We start from the raw sequence: 17373 nt of genomic DNA on the forward strand, positions 1-17373 counted from the left end.
GATTCTTGGGGCGACGGAGCGACTGGGCTGTCGCGCCTCTTCCCTTCTCCCGGATGGGAGAAGGTGCCCCGGCAGGGGCGGATGAGGGCCCGCCATCAGACGCTTTGAACGCCCCCCACCCGTCATGGTCGGGCTTGTCCCCGCCATCCACGTCTTTGCTACGTCGCGGCAGCGTTGCCGTTGCAAGTCGTGGATGCTCGGCACAAGGCCGAGCATGACGATGTGGTAACTGGAATAGCGGCGGTCCCCCATCCCCACCCCTCTCCCATCCGGGAGAGGGGCTCCCGCGCCTCACTCCGCTGCCACGAGTGCAGGCTTCGCGGAGCCCTCGAGCAACCCCACCACCTCCTCCGTGCTCATCACATCGGCAAAGATCGTCATCATGTTAGCCAGCGTGGCGTTATGCTCGGCATCGGTGAAGGTCGCGGTGCCGTCGGAGACGAAGATCACCTTGTAGTTCATCATCATCGCGTCGCGCGCCGTCGACTCGCAGCAGACATTGGTCGCCGTTCCCGTGATGATCAGCGTGTCGACCCCGCGCGCCTGCAATTCCTTGTGCAGCCCGGACGAGCCGTCGACGAAGGCGCCGAAGCGGTATTTCAGCACCTTGAGGTCGTCCTCGGTGACCTCCAGCCCGGGCCAGACCTGATGGCCGAAGCTGCCCTCGGCGAAGGCGGCGTCCATGCGCTTGCGCCGCTCGGGGTTGGAGAAATAGGCGAACCAATTCGCCCAGGAGCTATGCGTCTCCGCGTCGATCGTGTTCTGGATGAAGACGTTGAGCGCTCCGGCCTGCCGGCAGGCGGTGCTGATCGCATTCACATTGGGCACGATCTCGCGTGCGGTCGCGATCTCCGCCGGCTGGCCAGGCGCCATGAAGCCGTTCTGCAGGTCGACGACGATATGGGCCGTCTTGGCCGGATCGATGCGGTCGAACAGATGGATGCGGCCGCGCCGCTCCATCGCGCGCTGCGTGGCGTAGGCGGGAATCTCGATCTTGTGCATCGCTCTCTCCTGTTGCTGGGCAGGAAAAGGGCAAGCAAGCGATACGCCAATCGCCATCCAAAAATTGGCGTAAGCTCATATTGTATGCATTTAGGCTAAACGCGCGGCGGTCGACCGCGATTTTTCGCGGTGTTTATGCTGGCATAGGCTTTGCAAGTATCCAAACGGCTCTCTTGTCGAATGGATGACGCTCGCATGTTCCTCTTCGCCACGCGCCGCTTGTTCCAGGCCTTGCCGATCCTGCTCGGGGTCTCGCTCGTCGTCTTCGGGCTGCTCCAGATCGTGCCCGGCAACCCGATCGATCTCCTGCTCCCGCCCGAAGCCTCGCCCGACATGATCGCGCAGATGAAGGCCGAGTTCGGCTTCGACAAGCCGCTCTACATTCAATATTTCAACTGGCTGCTGCGGGCGCTGAGCGGCAATTTCGGCAACTCGATCTTCTCCGGCCAGCCGGTCAACGCCGAGGTCGCGGTCGCCCTCAAGAACACGCTTTATCTGGCGCTGCCTGCCGCCGTGCTCGGCTTCTCGCTGGGCATCCTGCTCGGCATGCTCGCCGCCTTCAACTCCGGCCATTGGCTCGACAAGCTGTTCTCGGCGCTCGCCATCGCCGGCGTCAGCCTGCCGCATTACTGGTTCGCCATCATCATGGTCGTCATCTTCTCGGTTACGCTGAACGTGCTGCCGGCGCAGGGCATGGGTGAGGGCTCGCTCGCCGAGCAGATCCCCTTCCTGATCCTGCCGGTGATCACGCTCTCGCTGATCCCGATGGGCGTCGTCGCCCGGCTGGTGCGGGCCACCGTGCTCGACATCCGCAGCCAGGACTTCGTCGGCGCGCTCGAGGCCAAGGGCCTGGGCAAGCGCCGCATCCTCTATCACGTCGCCAAGAACGCGGCGCCGCCGGTGCTGGCGATCATGGGCCTGCAATTCGGCTACCTGCTCGGCGGCTCGATCCTGGTCGAGACCGTGTTCAACTGGCCGGGCTCCGGCAACCTGCTCAACCTCGCGATCTTCCGCCGCGACATCCCGGTGCTGCAGGGCACGATCCTCGTGCTCGCCTTCTTCTTCGTACTGCTCAACCTCGCCGTCGACATCGCCCAGGCGATGATCGACCCCCGCATTCGCCGCTGACGGAGCCTGCGCTCTCATGACGAACGTGCCCGCATTCGCCCAGGCGCAGGGGTCCCAGACCCAGGCGGCCCAAGTCCCAATCGGTAACGCAGACATTCGAAAACCTGTTGTCGAGGCGAGCCAGGGCTACTGGCGCTCCGTCTGGGGCCGGCTCAAGCGCGACAAGGTGACGATGACCGTCACCGTCATCCTGGCCCTGATCGTCCTGATGGCGATCTTCGCGCCCTATGTCACCGTTTACGATCCTTATGCCGGCGGCATCATGCGCCGCCTGAAGCCGATCGGCACGCCCGGCCACTGGCTCGGTACCGATGAGACCGGGCGCGACATGTGGAGCCGCCTCGCCTATGGCGCGCGCCTCTCGCTGCTGACGGGCATCCTGCCGGTCGCCGTGGCGCTCGGGGTCGGCGGCCTGCTCGGCGTTATTGCCGGTTATGCCGGCGGCATCGTCAACACGCTGATCATGCGCACGATGGACGTGTTCTACGCCTTCCCGTCGATCCTGCTCGCCATCGCCATTTGCGGCATGCTCGGCAGCGGCATGACGAACGCGATCCTGGCGCTCTCCATCGTCTTCATCCCGCCGATGGTGCGCATCTCCGAGAGCGTCACGACGCAGGTGCGCACGCTCGACTTCGTCGACGCGGCCCGCGCCAGCGGCACCACGACCTCGCAGATCATCCGCCACCACATCCTCAACAACGTCATGGGCACGATCATCGTCTACGCGACGAGCCTGATCTCGATCTCGATCGTGCTCTCGGCCGGCCTCAGCTTCCTCGGCCTAGGCGCCAAGCCGCCCCAGGCGGAATGGGGGCTGATGCTGACCTCGCTGCGCCAGGCGATCTACGTGCAGCCGCTCGTCGCGGCGCTGCCCGGCTTCATGATCTTCATCACCTCGATGTGCTTCAACCTCATGAGCGACGGCTTCCGCGGCGCCATGGACATCAAACTCAACAAATGAGGGAGAGAGCCATGTCCACGCCCGCGCCTTACAAAGTCTACATGCCGCCGGTCCCCGAGGAGATCCGCGGCGGCAAGGCCCAGCCCCTCCTGATCGTCGACAAGCTGCGAAAATACTTTCCCGTCCGCGGCGGCGTGCTCAACCGCGTCACCGCGATGGTCAAGGCGGTCGACGACGTCACCTTCGAGGTCCAGAAGGGCGAGGTGCTCGGCATCGTCGGCGAGTCCGGCTGCGGCAAGTCGACCACCGCCCGCCTCGTCATGCAGCTGATCAAGCCGGATGCCGGCACGCTGGTCTATGACGGCGATCCCGTCGGTGCCTTCCGCGGCATCTCGGTCTCGGCCTTGCGCCGCAAGGTCCAGATGGTCTTCCAGGAGAGTTTTGCCTCGCTCAACCCGCGGCTCTCGATCTCGGATTCGATCTCCTACGCCCCCAAGATGCACGGCACGCCGCGCGCCGAGGCCGACGAGCGGACCGAGCGGCTGCTGCGCGACGTCGGGCTCAACCCGGCGCAGTTCGCCAGGCGCTATCCGCACGAACTCTCCGGCGGCCAGCGCCAGCGCGTCAACATCGCGCGTGCGCTCGCGCTCGAGCCGAAGCTGCTGATCCTCGACGAGTCCGTCTCGGCGCTGGACAAGTCGGTCGAGGCGCAGGTGTTGAACCTGCTGGTCGAGCTCAAGCAGAAGCGCGACCTCACCTACATGTTCATCAGCCACGACCTCAACGTGGTCGAGTTCATCTCCGACCGCGTGCTGGTGATGTATCTCGGCAAGGTCGTCGAGACCGGGCCGGTCGACGAGATCTACCGCAACCCGCGCCACCCCTACACCAAGGCGCTGCTGCGCTCGAAGCCGAGCTTCGACCCGGCGCATCGCACCACCGAGATGCCGCTGACCGGCGATCCGCCGAGCCCGCTCAACCCGCCCTCCGGCTGCCGCTTCCGCACCCGCTGCGCCTTCGCCGAGAGCGTCTGCGCCGCCAAGGTGCCCGAGCTCGCGGCGACGCCGGATTCGCCGCCACAGCACGAGGTCTCCTGCCACATGTTCGTGGCCGGCTCCGGCCATAGCCGCGCCATCTCGGGAGGGCTGTCGTGATGGCTCAGGCTGCGCAGACACCCATCGTCGACGTCCGCGACCTCAAGGTCGAGTTCAGGCGGCGCGAGCAATCCGTCGCCGCGGTCAACGGCGTCACCTTCTCGCTGATGCCGGGCGAGGTCCTGACCATTTTGGGCGAATCCGGCTCGGGCAAGAGCGTCACGCTCAAGGCGCTGATGGGCCTGGTGCCGGATTACGCCCATGTCTCCGGCACGGCGCTGGTCGCCGGCAAGGACGTCGTCGGCATGTCCAAGGACGAGCTGCGCAAGATCCGCGGCCCGGTCGTCTCGATGATCTTCCAGGAGCCGATGACGGCGCTCGATCCCGTCTTCACCATCGGCGACCAGATCGCCGAGATCATCAGGACGCATGAGGGCCTCAGCCATCGCGCCGCGATGAAGCGCGCGCTCGAACTGCTGGAGATGGTCTCGATCCCCTCCGCAGCGCGGCGGCTCAAGAACTACCCGCACGAGATGTCGGGCGGCATGCGCCAGCGCGCCATGATCGCGATGGCGCTCGCCTGCCGGCCGAGCGTGCTGCTCGCCGACGAGCCGACCACGGCGCTCGACGTCACCGTGCAGATCCAGATCCTGCTGCTGCTGCGCCAGATCCAGAAGGAGATGGGCATGGCGGTGGTCTTCGTCACCCATGATGTCGGCGTCGCCGCCGAGATCTCCGATCAGGTCGCGGTGATGTATGCCGGCCGCCTGGTCGAGACCGGCACGGTCTACGAGGTGCTGAGCGAGCGCTCCCATCCCTATACCGAGGGCCTGCTCTCCTCGACCGTGCATGGCGGCATGAAGGGACAGCCGCTCGACATGATCCGCGGCCAGCCGCCGAACCTCGCGGCGCTGCCGCCCGGTTGCTCCTTCGCGCCCCGTTGCAATCAGGCGGCCGAGAGCTGCCACCGCGTCGACGCGCCCTCCGTCACGCTCGGCCCCGGCCGCCTCGTGCGCTGCATCCGCGCCCAGCCGCTGCTCGCAGCCGAATAGCCCTTTCGCCCGTCCGTCCCTGTCCGCCAGTCAAGGAGTTCCGAGCCCATGTCCCGTTTCACGAAATTCGCCTTTGTGGCCGCGCTCGCCGCGGTAGGGCTTGGCTTGAGCGGGCCCAGCGTCCAGGCCCAGACGCTGCGCATCGCCATGACCGCCTCGGACATCCCGACGGTCGGCGGCATCCCGGACAATGGCAGCGAGGGTTATCGCTTCACCGGCTTCCCGGTCTACGACGCGCTGGTCAACTGGGACTTCAGCAAGACCGACCAGCCGGCCGACCTGACGCCCGGCCTTGCCACCGAATGGAAGGCCGATCCGGAAGAGCCGCGCAAATGGATCTTCAAGCTGCGCAAGGGCGTGAAGTTCCATGACGGGACGGACTTCACCGCCGATGCCGCTATGTGGAATTTCGACCGCATCTTCAACGACAAGGCCGCGAATTACGACAGCGCCCAGGCGGCGATCGTGCGCGTCTCGCTGCCGATGCTGGAGAAATACGAGAAGCTCGACGACGACACGCTCGTGCTCTGGACCAAGAAGCCGTTCAGCCCGTTTCCCTATCTGATCACCCGCGTGCTCTTCGTCAGTCCCACGCAATTCGCCAAGGTCGGCGGCAAATGGGTCGATTTCGGCAAGCAGCCAGCCGGCACCGGCCCGTTCAAGGTCACCAAGGTGACGCAGCGCGTCTCGATCGAGATGGCGCGCAACGAGGATTACTGGGACAAGGCCCGCGTGCCGAAGCTGGAGAAGCTCGTGCTCGTGCCGATGCCGGAGGCGACGACGCGCCTCGCCGCCTTGCGCTCGGGTCAGGTCGACTGGATCGAGGTGCCGCCGCCGGACGCGATCCCCTCGCTGAAATCGGCCGGCTTTCAGATCAGCCTGAAGCCTTATCCGCATCTCTGGCCCTGGGTGCTCAGCGTCGCCGACAACTCGCCCTTCAAGGACAAGCGCGTCCGCCAGGCGCTGAACTATGCCATCGACCGCGACGGGCTGGTCGCCCTGCTCAACGGCACGGCCAAGCCCGCGACCGGCTTCTACGACCCGACCTATCCCGCCTTTGGCAAGCCGAAGACGACCTATAACTTCGATCCCGCCAAGGCGAAGGCGCTGCTCAAGGAGGCCGGCTTCGGCCCGGACAAGCCGGTCAAGGCCAAGATCATGATCTCGACCTCGGGCTCGGGCCAGATGATGCCGATCCCGATGAACGAGTTCCTCCAGCAGAACCTCAAGGAGGCCGGCTTCGACATCGAGTACAATGTGGTCGACTGGGGCACGATGCTGGTCGCCTTCCGCAACCCGCCGACCGCGGCGATGTCGCAGGGCAGCCACGCCGTCAATATCAGCCTGCCCTTCAGCGACCCGACCAATATCTACCGCTTCTTCCATTCCAGCGCGATGCCGCCGAACGGCTCGAACTGGGGCGTCACCAACGACCCGATCGTCGACAAGGCGCTGGACGAGGCCTTCAACACCTTCGACCCCGCCAAGCGCGACGAACTGCTCGGCAAGGCCAACGCCCAGATCGTCGACGAGGCCTATTGGCTCTTCATCGTCCACGACCTCAACCCGCGCGCCATGACCGCCAAGGTCAAGGGCTTCGTTCCGGCCCAGAGCTGGTTCCAGGACCTGACCCAGGTCACCGTGGTGAAGTAGCCGCTATCGGCGGCAACCTCTCCGCGTCATCCCGGACAAGCCGCTTTAGCGGCGCCGCTCCGGGATCCATCGTAGGACGCTGAGTCTTATGATGGATCCCGGAGCTCCGCTTCGCTCCGTCCGGGATGACGGCTCGGATGTTTCATGCAGGAACCTGTGGCAGCCGCCATTTTCATTCCTGTGGCGAAGGCCGCCCTCCGACCATCAATTCTGCCGCGAAGAACGCGCAATCCCGTCGAAATCGCAGGCCAGTCTCCCATGCCTGAGGCGGGAGGCCATCATGTTTCATCTTGCATCCCTGGCAGCCGTGGCTGCTCTCGCGGCGACGCTCGTCATGCCCGCCGGCAATGCCTGGGCTCAAAGCATCGAGCCCGAGCAGGAGCAGGAAGAGGAGGGCTTGCGCCCGCCCGAGCCGGTGCCGCAGCAGGTGCCGCGCTATCGCGAGGCGCGGCCGGACGAGCCGGGCCTGCGCTACCGCCGCGTCGAGCCCGAGGCGGAGGCGCCGCGTCCCGCCGAGCCGGAAGGCGGCGTGCCGCGCTACGGCCAGGCCGAGCCCGAGGATGTGACGCCGCCGCGCTACCGGCAACCTGAGCCGGAAGAATCCGACGAACTGGAGCCACGCTATCGCCGCGATCCGCTCGAGAGCATCACCACCGATGACGCCCTGCGCATCGCTCGCGGCGAGGGGCTGGCGCGGGTCGGCCGCGTTCGCGAGGGCCGGCGCGGCTGGGTCATCGTCGGCATCGACCGCAACGGCGACGACATGCGCATCGTCATCAACCGCAGCGGCGAGGTCGTCGACGTCCAGCGGGAGTAGGGGCGCCCACGCTCCCCAACGCCGCCCATTCCCCCGTCATGGTCGGGCTTGTCCCGGTCATCCACGTCTTGCGACGCCGGTGGCAGGTTCCGACCTGCGTCAGCCAGCGTGGCCGATCGATCCGTGGCTAAGACGTGGGTGGTCGCCACAAGGGCGACCATGACGTAGAGGAAAGCAGCAACGTTTATGTGGGCTGGACGAACGAGAGCGCCCTAAGCCGCGTTCGCCTGCCGCCCGGCGTCGAGATAGCTCCGCTCGAAGGTCCCCATCACGGTCGCCACCATGTCGCGGGCGATGTGGAGCTGGTCCTCCTCGAAGGCGAGGGTACGAGGCGAGTTCAGCACGATCTCGTAGCTCGGGAAGTAGTCGACGAAGTCGAAGCGCCGGTAGAGTTCTTCCGCCACCGCCCGCAGCACCGATTTCGAGGCACTGTTGGCGACGATCACGTCGGCATCCTTGAAGGTCGCCCCCAGCGGCACCGGCGATACCGTGACGATGAAGCGCATCTCCGGGTGGCAATGCTGGCGGATCATCGTCAGGATCGAGAGCATGTCGCTCAGCGTCGCCTCGTAGCCGTAGTCGACGAAGCGGAAGCGCTCGGGCATGCGCGAGAGCCAGACCGGGCCGGGATGCGTGTTCATCGCCAGCCCCGTCTCGGAATCGAGCCAGGTCTCGGTCAGGCCGAGCGTGAAGAAGCAGATGCGCGCCTGCTTGATCTGCGCTGTCGCCGCAGTGAGCTTCCTGCGGTTGGCCAGCGCGGTCTCCTTGTCGAGCAGCTTCAATCCGCTCGCATGCGGGTCGAACCACTGGTTCGGCGCCAGCTCGATCAGCCCCTCCTCGGGGTAGCTCTCGTTCATCAGCACGCGCTTCAGCTCATGCGCCATCGAGCGCACCGAGTACTTGTTGAGCGCGCCGCGGCTGAGCTCGCCGCGCGCCGCGCCGCCGCCGCGCCCGGTCTCCTCGTTCCAGGTCTCGAAATGCTCGGCCGGCACGCCATGGCCGTTGAGCAGCAGCAGCAGGCCGCGCGAGATCAGCACGTTCTCGACGCCGCGCGCGAAGCAGGAGCCCATGGTGAAGATCGGCCAGGACGGCTCGATCTGGAATTTCGGCTTGTGATCGACCGAGAGGAAGCTGCCGGTGGTCAGCCGGTCCTTGGCCATGCGCTCGGGCTTGCCCGAGGTCCAGCCGCGCACCGGGTTGCCGCGCATGATGGAAAGCGCCGTGCCCGCGTCGTATTCGATCCGCATCGTCTACTCCTGTCGCTACTGGCCGCCGGCGCCATTGCCGCGGACCTCCTCAGGTTCAGAAAAGATTCCGGAAGCTCTCGGGCAGCTTCAGCGCCTCGCCGGCTGCGATGTTGAGCGGCGAGACGTACATTGTGCCGACCTCGCCGCCGCGTTCGGACTGCGTCACGCCCTCGAGATACTGGCCGCAATAGCGATCGATCGCCTCGTCCTCCCACTCCTTGCGCTCCAGGCGGGCGAAGGACTGGTAGATGTTCATCAGGTCGAGGTCGTTCTTGCGCTGGTGGTGGCCCTGGTCGGCCTGGGCGAAGTCGAGCCCGCGCGTCATCGCCTGCCGGCGCATGCGCTCGGCGAGGTCGGCATATTTCAGGTGGAAGAGGTAGGCGCCGTGGAAGTGGGGCGGCCGGTTGGCATGATGGAAGCCGCCGCCCCAGCGGATCGGCTTGCGCACGATCAGCGTCTTGCACATCGGCGAGACGAAGCGGACGTGCCGGCGCTGCTCCAGCACCTGGCCTTCGAGCAGGACGGCGTTCTCCTCCTCCAGCATCGTCATCACGTTGAAGCCGACGCAGGTCGAGTACTCGAAATCGGTCGCGTCGAGCCAGTCGGTGAAGCCGGCGAAGCGGCGCGGGTCGTGGCTGACGAACTCGTCGCAATCGGTGTAGATCACCGTCTCGTAGAGCTCGAGCAGCGCCCCGACGAACTTTGAGACGAAGCGCGCCCGCTCCTGGTCGTCCAAGGCCGAGCGCGGATAGCGGACGACGCTGACGCGGCTGAGCTTCTCGCGGACCTCGTCATTGCTGTCATGGTCGACGACATAGAGATTCTCGACCCCGACGAGCCGGGCGTAGTAATCGATCCAGCGGGAGACGTAGAACTCCTCGTTGTACTGCATCGTGACGACGGCAATCTTTTTCATCGCATCGGCCTCGTCGGCTCACATCCGGTGCGGAACGCCATTCTTTTCAAGGAACCCCCTCATGCGGTCGTAGGATTGCGCGTAGGAGCGCGCGAGCCCGTTGAGCTGCGTGTCCTGGTAGACGGCTCGCCAGCCGCCTTCCGCCAGCGCCGCCTCCGGCACGACGGGAATCTTCAAGGTCTCGGCCAGCTCCTGGCTGCGCGTGTCGTAGGCGACGAGCACGCCGGGCACGCCCTGCGCCACCGCCGGCAGCACGCCGTGGACGCGGTAGCCGACCGCAAGGTCGATACTCCTCGCGAACTCGTCGTAGCGCTCGACGTCGAAGAAGCTGAAGAGCTGCTTCTCGTAGATCTTGCGCATCTGCGTGTCGTCGGAGCCGCTCCACCAGCCCGTCCGAACGAACTCGGCGACGGCCTTCTCCTTCGCCGCCGGGTCGCGCAGGAAGAAGGCCTTCTCCTCCTGCTCGCCATGCGAGGACATCACCATCTCGCTCTGGTCGTCGACCTTGAGCAGCGCGGCCTTCTGGTTGCGCAGATAGGCGGCAGGGTCGGCGGTGTAGCTCCTGTCGGCCTCGCGCCTCAGGCTGAAGGCGACTTTGCGGATGTTCCGCTGGTCGGGGACGTTGATGACGAGGTCGCGCTTGCGGGTGCGGAAGATCGAGGGGCAGCCGATGACGTCGACGTTCCGGATGCCGTTATGGCGCAGGGTCTCGGCGCTGAAGGCGCCGCGCACGCCGATCGCGGCCGAGCGCTCGGAGACGATGCTCCAGAAGCGCTTCGAGCCTTCGGAGAGCTCGATCGCCCGGTTCTGGCTCGCCTGCGCGCCGACGCCGATGGCGTAGACCGGCAGCTTGACCTTCTCCAGCACCTCGACGGCGCGGTACCACTCCATCTTCTCGTGGATGAAGTTCGAGCCGCGCACGAAGACGTAGTCGAACTCGCTCGCGTAGCGCTCGATGTCCGCGTCGGTCGGGCTCATGATCTTCATGGGCTCGAGATGCGCGTATTTGAGCAGCTTCAGCGTCGAGTCGTAGACGATCATGTCGCCGATGTTGAAATAGTCGGAGAGCAGCTTGTCCATCGGCGCGCGGTACCAGCGCACCTTGTCGTGGTCGTAGACCTCGCCGGCCGGGTAGATCACCAGCGCGCGCAGGTTCTTCGCGGTCGCGATCGGGCGCAGGTTCGAGCCGGGCGCGAGCGCGCCCGTCGCCGCGTCGGCGACGGCAACCAAATGCGGGCGCCCGTCGGGCAGCTTCGGCAGCGGGATGGTCAGCTCGGCCACCGCCGCATCGCCGGTGACGAGCGCGCTCGGGTTGATCGTGGCGTAGTCGTGCCCGTCGAGCTTGAGCGTCAGCGCCGGCCAGCCGCTGCCCGGCTCGCGGACGATCGAGACGACGACCTCCTCCGTCGTGGCACGGATGATCTTCATGCTGTGGCCCGCGGTCTGGGCTGCGGTGAGGTTGAGGACGGGCGCGTTCATGGGGTGTCTTTCACGATGCGGACCTTGATCCGGACGAGGTCGCGGTCCGGCCCGACCTTGCAGTCGGCGACCCGCATCTTCGTCATGAACAGGAAGGCCTCATTGCCGGTGGTCTCGAAGTTCCGGGACGGCGAGGCCGGGTCGGCGACGGAGCCGTAGGCGTAGCGGGTGCGGTCGGCGCAGTTCTTGCTCCACATCGTCGGGTGGACGATGAGGGTCTGCAGCGGCGACCAGCGCATCAGGTCGGCGGACCAGCTATAGGCGACGCGCCCGCCGCTGATGCCCTGGCTGGCATCGGGCCCGAGATGGAAGATCGCGAGGTAGAGCCCGCTCGCCTCATGCTTCGTGATCGAGCCGACCGTGGTCGGCAGCACCTTGAGCGGCTGGCACGGCTTCGCCTGCGTCGTGTCCTCGCGATAGGGATCGACCGCGCGCACCGTGTAGTCGGAGCCATCGAAAGCGCGCCAGGCGGTCGGGTCGTCGATCTTCGTGCTGCGGAAGATGCAGACGCCGCCCTTCTGGCCCTCGCCGCCGGTCGTTGCGATCAGCGCGTACCAGGCGCCGCCGCGCTCGATGATGTTGGACGGGTTGAAGAAGCCGCGATGCCGGCCCTGGCCGACATCCTGCTTGAAGGTGGGCGCGGCGACGAGCTGGCGCGGCTCGGCCGAGAAGCTCATGCCGCCATCATTGGAATGCGCGGCGGTGACGACGTTGTACCAGCAGCTCATGCCGTCCTTGAAGCGGCAGGCGCCGGCGTGGCGGTCGGCATGGTACTCGTCGTGCAGCAGCGCGAAGACGTCGCGGCCATTCGCCGTCCAGGTCGCGGCGATCCAGCTCATGTCGCTGAACTGGCTCGGATCGGGGCTGTTCCTGGCCTGGAACGAGACCGCGCAGCTCTTGCGGATCGTGGCGAGGTCGGCGCCGATCAGCGGCCGGTTGCGGTAGTGGCTGGCGAAGGCGACGACCTCGCCCTTGTCGTCGCGGAAGGCGCGCAGTGGGGCGTCGGGCAGGTCCCATTCCTCGCAGCGCTCACGCGCCCAGGAATAGACGACCTCCTCCTGCGCATCGGGTGCGATCTCGACGCGATAGCCCGGCGCTTGGCCGGTCGCGACGGCGGGTGAGCAGACGAGCAGGAGCAGCGCCGCCGCTGCAATCCGCACTGCCCTGTCCCCTTCCCCCCGCTTGCGGTGGGGAAGGGCTAGGGATGGGGGGGCGTGCAGGACAATGCTCGACCTGCTCGCCTGGCGACTCTTCCCCCCACCCCGGCCCTCCCCACCGCAAGCGGGGGGAGGGGGAAGAGGCGCGCGCCCTTTGAGGAACCGAAACACCATGCTCACGCGACCTTGCGCTCGGCCTCGGGGGGCGGTGGCGGCGCGGCCTTGGCCACTGGAGGGGCGCCGACCATCTTGGTGTCGATATTGTTCTCGACCAGGAAGTCGCGCATCGCCGTGTAGACCTGGGCGTAGGTCGCGTTGAAGCGGTCGAACAGGGCCTGGTCCCAGTACTCCTCCAGCTTGAAGTCCGGGCCGGCGAAGACGTCGTAGCTCGGGATCTTGAACGTATCCGCGAACTCGACCGTGCGGCTGTCATAGGTGAAGTAGATCGACGGCGTGCCGTTGGCGAGCGCCATCAGGTTGCCGTGCAGCCGGTAGCCGAGCACGAGGTCGAGCTTGCGCACCAATTGCTCGTACTCGGCGACCACGTCCGAATAGAACATCCGGCTGCGGTAGAGCTGCTCCATCTCGGCGTCGAGATACCAGGACGTCGCCCATTCGTTTTTGCGCAGGGCCGCGATCGCCTCTTCCTTCTGCTCCAGCGTGCCAAGCGCGAGCTTCTTCTCTTCGATTTCGCCCTGCGCCATCAGCGTCGCGTCGAAGCGGCCGGCTAGCGTCTTCACCAGGTCGCGGTGGAAGGTCAGGTAGCGCTTGATGTTGCGCGCATAGGTCGGCGAGACCTCGCGCCGCAGCGTGATGCCGACCTTCTTGACGCTGTCGAGCGGCGGCAGCTTGATCGCGAGGTTGGGGTTGTTGGCGCGGAAGGCCGTCGGGCAGCCGATGACGCGGACGTTCTTGATGCCGATCTCGTTCATGATCTCGGCCGAATAGGCGCCGCGCACGCCGATCGACGCGGTCGAATCCGCCATCAGCCTGAGCACGGTCTTGGTGTCCTGGCTCAGCTCCAGCTTTCCGCTGACCGGTGCCTGGGCGCCGATGCCGAAGGCGATGACCGGGATCTTAAGCCGGCGCAGCACGTCGGCGGTCTGGCTCCACTTCATCTCGGCATGGACGTAGTTCGAGCCGCGCAGGAAGACGTAGTCGTATTCCGCGTTCATGCGGTCGATCAGCGCCATGTCGGGATTGGCGATCGGCAGCACGTCGAGCTTCTCGAAGTTGAGCAGCTTCAGCGAGGAGTCGAAGACGAAGGCGTCGCCGATATTGTGGTAGTGGTTGATATGGCTCGCCAAATCGGCGTGCCGGTACCAGCGCACGTTGTCGTGGTCGTAGACCTCCCCGGAAGGGATCATGACGAGGATGCGGGCCATGGTTTTGTCTCCCCTTGTTGTCCCGTTAGTTGCTTCTTCCGGCATCAGGCGATCATCGGCGTGGCAGCGCGACTGGCGGGCATCGGCATGCCACGCTGCTCGATCAGCCGCTGGTAGAGGGCGATGTGCTCGGCCGCGCAGCCGATATGGGTCAGCGGCGGCGTGATGCCTCCGCGCAGGCGCTCCCATAGCTTCGGCTCGCTCAGCGCCCGCGTCATGCAGTCGACCAGGTCCTCCGGGCTGCCGGAGCGGAAATGCAGGCCGTTGACCTCGTCGACGATCTTCTCGGCCATGCCGCCAATGTTGCTGGAGAGGATCGGGCGGCCATGGAAGAAGGCCTCCTGGATCACGATCGGCGAGTTCTCCCACCAGACCGAGGGCATCACCACCCAGTCGACCGAGCGCATCAGGTTGGGCATCTCGTGGTTCTGGAAGGCGCCGCAGAAGCGCACGCGGCGGCCGGCGCTCTCGACCAGTTCGGCGAACTTCTTCTTGTAGGCCTCGGGCTGGCGCTCGAGATTGCCGCCATAGACCAGCAGGATCGCGTCGTCGCCCCAGACAGCGTCGGGAATGCGGGTGACGGCGTCGATCAGCACGTCGGCGCCCTTGTAGGGCGTCAGCTGGCCGAAATAGGCGAAGCGCGAGCGCCGTGCCTTGGCGTCCGGCAGCGGCCGCGGCGGCGCGACATGGGGCACGTCGATGCCGTTCTCGATCACGCTGAAGCGGTCGGCGGCGAGCCCCCAGTCCTGGAAGCGCTCGGCCAGGAAGCGGCTCGGCGAGACGAAATGGTCGGCGAGGTTGAGCATGCCCTTGATGAAGGTCTCGCGCGCCAGGAAGCGGGCCGGCGAGATCTCGGGGAAGCAGGCATTGCAGTCGGTCGGCGAGGAGCGGTAGCAGAGCTTGAACGCGCCGGTCTTCACCATTTGGCCGTGATGGTGGCAGATCGAGAGATATTCGTGGAAGGTCACCACGATCAGCGCGTCCGGCAAGGTGTCGCGCACGGCGTAGAGGCATTCGAGCCCGAGCCCGATGAAATGGTGGAAATGCACCACGTCCGGCTTCAGGTCGCGCAGCACGCGGACGAAGTCGCGCTCGATCTCCTCGGTGTTGCGGTTGGAGATCAGGAAGTGGTCGTATTCTTCGGCGTAGTAGAGCAGCTCGCCGCCGCGCTGGCGCAGGCTCATCAGCGCCGTGCCGGCATGGCGCGGTGTCGGCGCGCCGACGCGGGCGAGGTAATGCGCATCGACGCCCTCGCTCGCCTGCAGGCCCTTGTGCAGGTTGTAGGAGGCGATCTCGGCGCCACCGAGCGACAGGCTCGGATGGCCATGGGACACGACGAGTACGCGCATCATCACCCTCGCATATTGGAAACGGCCAGCGCCCAGCGGCGGTCGAAGCTGGCGCGGTCGGCCTGGCTTGCCAGCGCGCCGACATGCGGCCGCGCCAACTCGCCATCGTCGACCACGTAGATCTCGACCTCGGGCACCCAGACGGACGGCGCCCCGTTCATCCTGAGCTTGAGGCAGAGGTCGAGCCCCTTTTCCGCCGTGGTGAAGTAGTTGCGGGCAAAGCCGCCGGCCTCGATGAAGGCGGCGCGCGACAGCACGCAGCATTCGGTCGCGCCGGCAGCGACCTCCATCGGACCGAGATTGCCGATCGCATCGAGCGGATAGCCGACGAAGCGATTGAACACGCGCCGGTTCGGGCCTTCGCCCTCCATCCAGGCGCCGGCCCAGCGGATCGAGTTGTCTTCGAAGAGCAGCGTCGGGCTCGCCACGCATTGCCCGCCACGGGCCCGGAAGGCGCGCTCCAGCCGGCCGAGCCAGCCGGGCATGCGGATCTGCGCCGAGCCCGAGAGCAGCGCCACGGTCTGGAAGCGGCAGGCGCGCGCTCCGGCCTCCAGCGCGTCGCAGGCATCCTCGACGCCGTCGACCAGCGCGAGTCGGATCGAGAGCCCGTAGAAGCGCGCCAGCCGGCGCGCCTCGGCGCCGATCCGGTCGAAGCTCTCGCCGGGAACGGCGAGCACGATCGGCACCGGCTTGACCTCTGGGTCGATGGCGAGCAGCGCGAAGAGCGAGGAGAGCTCTCGCTGGCGATGGTCGAGCCCGATCACGAGGCCAAGCGGCGCATCGGCCTTAAAGGCGCCGAGGTCGAAGGTCTCGATCACGCGCGGCGGCGGGATCTCGGCCGCTTGCAAGGCCGGCGCAATCTGGCGCTCGACCACGGAGGTCGCGGTCGAGGAGCGCGGGTCGAGCAGGCCGAAGACGCGCTCCAGCGTCCGCCTGGCCTGGCCGCGGCCGGCCTCCAGCGGCAGGAAGGCGGGGCCGGAGCCTTCGATCTCGAATTCGAGGTAGAGCGGCTGGCCGGGTTCCGGCACGAGCTTGGGTGCGAAGACGATGAAGCCGTAGCTGTTGCGGCGGGAGCCGAGCATATGGGCAAAGCGCGGGTCCTCGGCGAAGGCCGCGACCACGTCCGGCCGCGAGACCCGGGTCCAGAGCCGGTCGATGACGCAGGACTGGCTGCCGGAGCGCAGGGTGACGGCGCTGACATGCCGGTCGGGGTCGAACAGCCAGCCGATGATCAGCGTGCCGGCGCTCTCGATCACCGTGGCGTCGTCGATGCCGGCGCGTACCGGGTTATCGAGCAGGCAGACCGTGTCGCGCCCGTCGAAGCGCTGCGAGGCGCGCCGGAGCTTGTCCACCGTCGCCTGCGGGGCGCTGCCGCGCTGCAGGCCGTCGCGCAGATGGCCGGGCACCGTGATCGGTTCGAGCAGGACATGGCGCTCGTAGACGTCGAGCGCGCGCCAGCCATCATTGGCGCGGAAGAACAGCCGCTCGATCTCGCTGGGATGGCGGATCGCGCAATCCTCCAGCAGGCCGAAGAAGCCGCGCGCGCCATCGGCGAGGTCGTCGCGCTCGAAGGTCCCGGCCTCCAGGGCGGCGAAGGAGAGTCCACCATGGGCGATCAAGAGCTTGGTGCGGCCGCCGCTGAAATCGGAGGTCCAACCCTGGATGAAGACGCTCTCGTCGAGCGCGCCCATCACCTCGACGAAGCCGCCGGGCTTGGCGATCGATTGCAGCAGCAGTGCCGCCGCCCGCAGCCGGCGCGGGTTCGGCTTGGCGGTGAGCAGGATTTCGAGCAGCCCGTCGACGACGGTCGGAAAGGCCTGTCCCGCCTCATCCGCGAGTGCCGCGAGGAAGGATTGCATCGGCAGCGGCTTCGGCGAGAGCACCAGCCGCAGCGGCCGGCCCGGCCGGCCGATCAGCAGTGCGCCCGAGCCGGTGCGGTCGGTGGCAGGGGCGGGGGCCAGGCAGAGGAAGCCGATGGCGGCGGAGGCCTCGGCCTGCGGCCGGCGCCAGGTCAGCGCCATGGTCTCGGCCTTGTTGCGCGGATTGCCGTCGACCGCGATCGCGACCTTGCCGGGAATGGCGTCGCAACAGCTCACGATCAGGATGGCGTTCTCGCCGAGCGGCGTCCAGGCCACGGTCGGGGCCGGGCTGATCCTGGTCTGCTCGGGGACGATGACTTCGTTCATGGGC

General features: G+C 66.7%; 14 protein-coding genes. 6 read left to right on the forward strand and 8 right to left on the reverse strand.

The window, feature by feature from the left end:
• Window positions 1-291: 291 nt before the first annotated feature.
• Entirely contained in the window at window positions 292-1002 is a 711-nt protein-coding gene (locus tag DWF00_RS23635; protein ID WP_181832786.1) for a cysteine hydrolase family protein, read from the reverse strand.
• Between the two features lie 195 nt (window positions 1003-1197).
• Between DWF00_RS23635 and DWF00_RS23640 the strand changes: the two genes are divergently transcribed.
• From DWF00_RS23640 to DWF00_RS23665, 6 genes are all read left to right on the forward strand, one after another.
• On the forward strand, window positions 1198-2130 hold the full coding sequence (locus tag DWF00_RS23640) for an ABC transporter permease (protein ID WP_114831042.1): 933 nt from the start codon (window positions 1198-1200) through the stop codon (window positions 2128-2130).
• A 16-nt stretch (window positions 2131-2146) separates the two neighbouring features.
• A complete protein-coding gene (locus tag DWF00_RS23645) occupies window positions 2147-3094 on the forward strand; it encodes an ABC transporter permease (protein WP_114831041.1) in 948 nt (315 codons plus the stop codon).
• A gap of 11 nt (window positions 3095-3105) precedes the next feature.
• Window positions 3106-4188 carry an ABC transporter ATP-binding protein gene (locus tag DWF00_RS23650; protein ID WP_245974246.1) on the forward strand — a complete coding sequence of 361 codons (1083 nt, stop codon included), beginning with the start codon at window positions 3106-3108 and terminating at the stop codon, window positions 4186-4188.
• Window positions 4188-5180, forward strand: a complete 993-nt coding sequence (locus tag DWF00_RS23655) for an ABC transporter ATP-binding protein (RefSeq protein WP_114831040.1) — start codon at window positions 4188-4190, stop codon at window positions 5178-5180. Before DWF00_RS23650 ends, DWF00_RS23655 begins: the two co-directional genes overlap by 1 nt.
• Before the next feature lie 48 nt (window positions 5181-5228).
• Window positions 5229-6833 carry an ABC transporter substrate-binding protein gene (locus DWF00_RS23660; protein WP_114831039.1) on the forward strand — a complete coding sequence of 535 codons (1605 nt, stop codon included), beginning with the start codon at window positions 5229-5231 and terminating at the stop codon, window positions 6831-6833.
• Between the two features lie 280 nt (window positions 6834-7113).
• Window positions 7114-7650 carry a hypothetical protein gene (locus DWF00_RS23665; RefSeq protein WP_114831038.1) on the forward strand — a complete coding sequence of 179 codons (537 nt, stop codon included), beginning with the start codon at window positions 7114-7116 and terminating at the stop codon, window positions 7648-7650.
• A 212-nt stretch (window positions 7651-7862) separates the two neighbouring features.
• On the opposite strand, the gene DWF00_RS23670 is transcribed toward DWF00_RS23665, so the two are convergent.
• The 7 genes from DWF00_RS23670 to DWF00_RS23700 all read right to left on the reverse strand — a co-directional run bounded on the left by DWF00_RS23670 (window position 7863) and on the right by DWF00_RS23700 (window position 17369).
• Window positions 7863-8897, reverse strand: coding sequence for a GSCFA domain-containing protein (locus DWF00_RS23670; RefSeq protein WP_114831037.1), 1035 nt, complete (start codon window positions 8895-8897; stop codon window positions 7863-7865).
• Between the two features lie 55 nt (window positions 8898-8952).
• Window positions 8953-9813, reverse strand: coding sequence for a glycosyltransferase family 2 protein (locus DWF00_RS23675; protein WP_114831036.1), 861 nt, complete (start codon window positions 9811-9813; stop codon window positions 8953-8955).
• Between the two features lie 18 nt (window positions 9814-9831).
• A complete protein-coding gene (locus DWF00_RS23680) occupies window positions 9832-11292 on the reverse strand; it encodes a polysaccharide pyruvyl transferase family protein (RefSeq protein WP_114831035.1) in 1461 nt (486 codons plus the stop codon).
• Window positions 11289-12452 (reverse strand): hypothetical protein, encoded by a 1164-nt coding sequence (locus DWF00_RS23685; RefSeq protein WP_114831034.1) that lies wholly within the window; start codon window positions 12450-12452, stop codon window positions 11289-11291. The genes DWF00_RS23680 and DWF00_RS23685 overlap by 4 nt, the downstream gene beginning before the upstream one ends.
• Before the next feature lie 173 nt (window positions 12453-12625).
• Entirely contained in the window at window positions 12626-13834 is a 1209-nt protein-coding gene (locus DWF00_RS23690) for a polysaccharide pyruvyl transferase family protein (RefSeq protein ID WP_114831033.1), read from the reverse strand.
• 44 nt (window positions 13835-13878) lie between these two features.
• Entirely contained in the window at window positions 13879-15186 is a 1308-nt protein-coding gene (locus tag DWF00_RS23695) for a glycosyltransferase family 4 protein (protein WP_114831032.1), read from the reverse strand.
• Window positions 15186-17369 carry a glycosyltransferase family 2 protein gene (locus tag DWF00_RS23700; RefSeq protein WP_114831031.1) on the reverse strand — a complete coding sequence of 728 codons (2184 nt, stop codon included), beginning with the start codon at window positions 17367-17369 and terminating at the stop codon, window positions 15186-15188. Before DWF00_RS23700 ends, DWF00_RS23695 begins: the two co-directional genes overlap by 1 nt.
• Window positions 17370-17373: the final 4 nt, after the last annotated feature.

The sequence above is a fragment of the Allobosea caraganae genome (genome assembly GCF_003351345.1).
GTDB classification, from domain to species: Bacteria; Pseudomonadota; Alphaproteobacteria; order Rhizobiales; family Beijerinckiaceae; genus Allobosea; species Allobosea caraganae.

Bases quoted from the DNA above. Each gene is read 5' to 3' on its own strand.
- DWF00_RS23635 (WP_181832786.1), bottom strand. From the start codon at position 1,002: ATGCACAAGATCGAGATTCCCGCCTACGCCACGCAGCGCGCGATGGAG.
- DWF00_RS23640 (WP_114831042.1), top strand. From the start codon at position 1,198: ATGTTCCTCTTCGCCACGCGCCGCTTGTTCCAGGCCTTGCCGATCCTG.
- DWF00_RS23645 (WP_114831041.1), top strand. From the start codon at position 2,147: ATGACGAACGTGCCCGCATTCGCCCAGGCGCAGGGGTCCCAGACCCAG.
- DWF00_RS23650 (WP_245974246.1), top strand. From the start codon at position 3,106: ATGTCCACGCCCGCGCCTTACAAAGTCTACATGCCGCCGGTCCCCGAG.
- DWF00_RS23655 (WP_114831040.1), top strand. From the start codon at position 4,188: ATGGCTCAGGCTGCGCAGACACCCATCGTCGACGTCCGCGACCTCAAG.
- DWF00_RS23660 (WP_114831039.1), top strand. From the start codon at position 5,229: ATGTCCCGTTTCACGAAATTCGCCTTTGTGGCCGCGCTCGCCGCGGTA.
- DWF00_RS23665 (WP_114831038.1), top strand. From the start codon at position 7,114: ATGTTTCATCTTGCATCCCTGGCAGCCGTGGCTGCTCTCGCGGCGACG.
- DWF00_RS23670 (WP_114831037.1), bottom strand. From the start codon at position 8,897: ATGCGGATCGAATACGACGCGGGCACGGCGCTTTCCATCATGCGCGGC.
- DWF00_RS23675 (WP_114831036.1), bottom strand. From the start codon at position 9,813: ATGAAAAAGATTGCCGTCGTCACGATGCAGTACAACGAGGAGTTCTAC.
- DWF00_RS23680 (WP_114831035.1), bottom strand. From the start codon at position 11,292: ATGAACGCGCCCGTCCTCAACCTCACCGCAGCCCAGACCGCGGGCCAC.
- DWF00_RS23690 (WP_114831033.1), bottom strand. From the start codon at position 13,834: ATGGCCCGCATCCTCGTCATGATCCCTTCCGGGGAGGTCTACGACCAC.
- DWF00_RS23695 (WP_114831032.1), bottom strand. From the start codon at position 15,186: ATGATGCGCGTACTCGTCGTGTCCCATGGCCATCCGAGCCTGTCGCTC.
- DWF00_RS23700 (WP_114831031.1), bottom strand. From the start codon at position 17,369: ATGAACGAAGTCATCGTCCCCGAGCAGACCAGGATCAGCCCGGCCCCG.